At 48.1% G+C, this 5,075-nt stretch carries 5 protein-coding genes; 1 reads left to right on the forward strand and 4 read right to left on the reverse strand.

Translation table 11 applies throughout. From position 1 onward, the window contains the following. Positions 1-115: 115 nt before the first annotated feature. The 3 genes from thiD to O9332_RS09740 form a co-directional block, all read right to left on the reverse strand. Positions 116-910 carry a bifunctional hydroxymethylpyrimidine kinase/phosphomethylpyrimidine kinase gene (gene thiD / locus O9332_RS09730; protein WP_288025169.1) on the reverse strand — a complete coding sequence of 265 codons (795 nt, stop codon included), beginning with the start codon at positions 908-910 and terminating at the stop codon, positions 116-118. 6 nt (positions 911-916) lie between these two features. Continuing rightward, positions 917-2,164 carry a cell division protein FtsZ gene (ftsZ, locus tag O9332_RS09735; RefSeq protein ID WP_061430136.1) on the reverse strand — a complete coding sequence of 416 codons (1,248 nt, stop codon included), beginning with the start codon at positions 2,162-2,164 and terminating at the stop codon, positions 917-919. A 192-nt stretch (positions 2,165-2,356) separates the two neighbouring features. Next, positions 2,357-3,178, reverse strand: a complete 822-nt coding sequence (locus tag O9332_RS09740; RefSeq protein WP_288025172.1) for a cell division protein FtsQ/DivIB — start codon at positions 3,176-3,178, stop codon at positions 2,357-2,359. A 245-nt stretch (positions 3,179-3,423) separates the two neighbouring features. On the opposite strand from O9332_RS09740, the gene ctpC reads away from it, so the two are divergent. Then, positions 3,424-4,716 (forward strand): carboxyl-terminal processing protease CtpC, encoded by a 1,293-nt coding sequence (ctpC, locus tag O9332_RS09745; RefSeq protein WP_288025175.1) that lies wholly within the window; start codon positions 3,424-3,426, stop codon positions 4,714-4,716. Here ctpC and O9332_RS09750 read toward each other — a convergent pair. Then, a complete protein-coding gene (locus O9332_RS09750) occupies positions 4,706-4,891 on the reverse strand; it encodes a hypothetical protein (protein WP_002736073.1) in 186 nt (61 codons plus the stop codon). The two genes, ctpC and O9332_RS09750, sit on opposite strands and share 11 nt — an antisense overlap. Positions 4,892-5,075 lie beyond the last annotated feature (184 nt).

Consider the following 5,075-nt stretch of genomic DNA (forward strand, 5'->3'; position numbering starts at 1 on the left):
GCACCACCTTTTAGACTTTATGCTCGATGAGGCCATCCCTGTTACTCGCGTTAATTCTTCTTGATTTTGGATGGGGAGCTACAGGGCAAAAGCGTTTTGTATTCTGTATTCCTTGCTACATTCTGAATTTGGAATTGCTGCCCACAGGACCGGTTCCTTGACCGATAGCGAGGGAATGATCGAGGGCGTTAGTAACGTAATCCTTGGCTTTTTTCACCGCTATTTTCAGGTCATCACCCAAAGCGAGGTTAGCCGCGATCGCTGCCGATAGGGTACAACCAGTCCCGTGAGTGTTATTGGTTTCGACGCTTCTGGTCTTAAAAGTTTCCCATTCTTCCCCATCAAAGTAGATATCAACCCCACGCAGCCGCCCTTTCATGCCTCCCCCCTTCACTAATACTGGTGTGGCCGACTTCTGGAAAATAATTTCGGCGGCCGCTTTCATCGTCTCAAAATCATTGATCTCAATGCCACTTAAAAGCTGTGCTTCGTAACGATTAGGGGTAATAATCGAAGCCAGAGGAATTAAACTATCAAAAAGACTATCTATAGCCCGATCATCAATTAATTTGGCTCCTACCCGCGAAACCATAACCGGATCCACCACTAAACTGATTAAACGCCAGCGCTCGATCGCCTCGGCCACTGCTTCGATAATCTCGCTGCTGAACAGCATTCCTGTCTTAACCGCTGACACAGACATATCCCTGACCACGGCATCGATTTGGGCCGTGACCATTTCTGGACTTAGGGACTCGACGCGCTCGACCCCTAGGGTATTTTGGGCGGTAACGCAGGTAAGGGCGCTGGTGCCGTGAACTCGGTGGAAGGCGAAGGTTTTCAAATCAGCTTGAATTCCCGCGCCGCCACCACTATCGGAACCGGCGATGGTGAGGGCAATGGCAGTCATAGGAGGTTAGCGATCAAAAGGACGACGACGTTGCAAGAATTCGGGGATATCTAATCCCGCCGGTTTTGGTGGTTCGGGAGTCGGGGCCGGACTGGGTGCGGGGGCATTGATCACCACCTTGCTACCGGTGGGACGAGAGGGGGAATCGCCGGAAAAACCGGTGGCAATGACGGTAATTCTGACTTCTCCCTGCATTTTCTCGTCAATTACTGCCCCGAAGATGATATTAGCGTTGGGATCAACCACTTCATAGATAATTTCGGCGGCGGCATTGACTTCGTGTAGGGTTAGATCTTGACCGCCGGTGATGTTAAAGACTACGCCTTTCGCACCTTCGATCGAGGATTCCAGTAACGGCGAGGAAATAGCAGCGATCGCTCCTTCCTTAGCCCGAGATTTTCCGGAACCGATGCCGATGCCCATTAGGGCCGAACCCGCATCGGCCATCACTGCCCGCACATCGGCGAAATCCACATTCACCAGACCGGGGATAGTGATAATATCCGAGATCCCCTGTACCCCTTGGCGCAGCACATCATCAGCGACCCGAAAAGCCTCCTGTAGGGGAGTGTCGGCGGGTATCACCTGTAATAACTGGTTATTGGGGATAATAATCAGGGTATCGACCCGACTTTGTAAACCCCCCACCCCCTCATCGGCCTGATTAGTGCGACGACGACCCTCGAAGGTAAAGGGACGAGTCACAACTCCCACGGTCAAACAGCCGATTTCTTTGGCAATTTCGGCCACAATTGGAGCGGCCCCCGTTCCCGTGCCGCCGCCCATGCCGGCGGTAATAAAGACTAGATCGGTTCCTTCCAATGCTTGGGCTATTTCATCCCGAGATTCTTCCGCCGCTTTCTGTCCGATCGCCGGATTGCCCCCCGCCCCTAGGCCGCGGGTTAATTTTGTCCCGATTTGTAACCTCTGGGGGGCGGAGGAGTGGGCCAGGGCTTGGGCGTCGGTGTTAATTGCCCAAAATTCGATTCCAGTCACGCCACTGGCGATCATGCGGTTAACGGCGTTACAGCCCCCACCGCCGACCCCGATCACCTTGATCTTGGCGACATTACTTGGCACGATGCGATTACTACGACTTTCTTCTCGGGGTGTCATCTGTGATTCATGGGGGCGAGTAAATAATACTCCAGCATTATTCTGAGAGTAATGATTATCTTCGCTCATGGCTGAACTGGCATAATCGTTACTGTTCAGATTGGGATAGGTGGGAACGATTTCATTAATCGATGTCATTGGAATTGGAACACTCTTAGTACAAGATTCTGTTATTGGTTTGATGAATCAGAGATGCAATGTTAACACTATCACTAATATTATGTCGGTTCCAGTATCTACATTATCAGTTTCTGGTTCAGAAAATCATAATTTGGGGTTTTTGGCAATACATAAAGGGAATAATTGCGGTTATTTGCTGATCAATTCCAGTTAATCCCTACCAGTTGCCGTTACTTTGGCAACCATAGGGGCTGGCTGCGGTTTTAATTGTACAGTGGGAGCATCGGGATTGCTCAGATCAATGTAGATAATTCGCGCTAGAGGTATCTTGGATGACAATGACCGCGATTGTACGAGAGCGGTTAATTTTTCGGGCAATCTATCTTTATAAAAACCTAAATAGACCTGTCCCAGTTCGGTTTTTAGTACAAGATTACTAGGATTGCGCCAATCGATGGCGGTAACTTTAATTGATAAGTTATCAATTAAGGGATAAATTTTTTGCCACTGTTGTTGATATTGTCGGTCGTAACCAAGCACTTCTAGGCTAGGTAATTGGTTTTTGGGCAGAGTTCGACCATAATAGCTTTGAGGAATTATCGTTCCGGTGGCATCTAAAAAGCCTTGCTGTTGATGGGAACGCCAACGGGCAACAGGTTTTCTTTCTTGAATAGAAACAATCACTTTCGGGGGTAATAATTGCCGCTCGATCTTAACGTCGGCAATAGCGGGAATAGCCGCTAATTTTTCTCGTAATTGATGGGTGGGTAATTCCCAGAGAGACAGAGGATAGCTTAATTTTAGCCAAGCACGAATCGACTCGGGCGACATTAATTCCGTGCCTGCGATTTCCACCTGTCCGGCCTTGGTAATTGTCCAATAGGGTGAAGTCATCCCCCAAGCTAATCCCGTCGCTAAACCACTAACCACCAGAAAGCGACCCAAGGCTTGCCACACCTTCGATCGCCTTTGGTGGCGCAGGTTTTGTCGTTTTTGTTCTAGGGAGAGGGAAGAAAGGATTTGATCACTCATAGGGAAAATCTAGGACAGTTTTGCTGTTATCTTAGGTCGCGAGGTGGGCTGCTGGCAACTCGATCGCTACTCAAATAACCAGTTTGACAAAGAAAGAGATAATAAATGTTATAACAGTAGTAGTCTACAGGCGTTCTTTTGTCTGTCTCCAGTAAACCTAAACGCTCCTTTTTGCCAAGATATTTCGACGGTCAGCCAGAAAGAGCGTTCTGGCAAGAACAGCCTAATTTATCCGAAAATTACCTATGGTTATCAACAAACGCGGACTTGTTCTCGGTGCTACAGCAGTGGTCCTGTCTACCGTCGCCGTCACGGGGGCGGGATTCCGTCTCTCCCAAAGTCAAGCTTTTTTTCAGGAAAGTCCCAAGGAAACCGTTGATGAGGTTTGGCAGATCATCAACCGCACTTATTTAGATGGCACTTTTAATCAATCGGACTGGAACGCCATCCGCAATCAGTATTTAAATCGTTCCTACAAAAATCAAGAGGAAGCATACACCGCTATCCGCGAGATGTTGAAAACTCTCAATGATCCCTATACCCGTTTTATGGATCCCAAAGAGTTTAACAATATGAAGATCGATACATCGGGAGAATTGACCGGGGTAGGGATTCAACTGACCAAAGATGAGAAAACTAAGCAGTTAGTCGTGGTTTCACCCATTGAAGATACTCCCGCTTCTAAAGCTGGTGTGCTGCCCAAAGATGTGATTATCGCTATCGATGGTAAATCTACCGAAGGCATGGAACTGGAGCAAGCGGTGAGCATGATCCGCGGCAAAGTGGGGACAAGCGTTAAGATCACGATTCAACGGGGTGAGGAGAAAAAAGAATTGACTCTTACCCGGGCCAAAATTGAAATTCACCCGGTGCGCGCCCACACGGAAAACACCCCGATCGGTAAAATCGGTTATATCCGTCTTAATCAATTTAGCGCCCAAGCTAGTGGCGATATGAGTCAAGCGATTCGCGAATTGGAAGCCGAAGAGGTGAAAGGTTATATTCTCGATCTGCGTTCTAACCCCGGCGGTTTACTCTACGCCAGTATCGAAATCGCTCGGATGTGGATACCTGATGGTTTAATTGTCTCTACGGTTGATCGCAAAGGAGTGACGGAACGTCAACGGGCTAACAATCAAGCTTTGACTAATAAACCGCTGGTTGTCCTCGTCGATGGTGGTTCCGCCAGTGCCAGTGAAATTCTCTCCGGAGCTTTACAGGATCATGATCGGGCGGTTATTGTCGGTACGAAAACCTTTGGTAAGGGATTAGTGCAATCGGTACGCAGTCTTAGTGACGGTTCGGGATTAGCGGTGACAATTGCCAAGTATCTCACCCCCGACGGACGGGACATCAATAAAGATGGTATTCATCCGGATGTGGAGTCGGAACTGAGCGAGGAAGAGCGCAAAAATCTTCAACAGGAACGGGATCGGGTGGGAACTTTCCAAGATCCTCAATTCAAGAAGGCTTTTGAAATCTTGGAAAAAGAAATCACTGAAGGCAAAAAAACGCCCACCAATACCGCTAAACAATAGGTTGACATTTGCCCGCTCGAATTAAACCCACCCGACGGGCGATCGCTTCTCCCCGCTCGGCAAAAGGACCCCAGTATTGACCATTGACTGGGGTTTTTCCGTTTTCTAGGGCTATAATCTGACAAATTCCCGTATTTTCCTGAACAATGTACCAGTTTTGTGCGCTATTATCCATAGATTTTTCTCCTTATCCCCAAACCCTAGGGTTGATTCATAGTAGGGTTGATTCATGAATCAACCCTACCCCAAACCCCCAAACCCAAAACCCCCAAACCAAAACACCAAAACACCAAAACCACAAAAACAAAAACCAAAACACAAAACACCAACAACCCAACAAAAATATTTTTGGAAAACCC

The sequence above is a fragment of the Microcystis sp. LE19-10.1B genome (assembly GCF_027530565.1).
Taxonomy (GTDB): Bacteria; Cyanobacteriota; Cyanobacteriia; order Cyanobacteriales; family Microcystaceae; genus Microcystis; species Microcystis aeruginosa.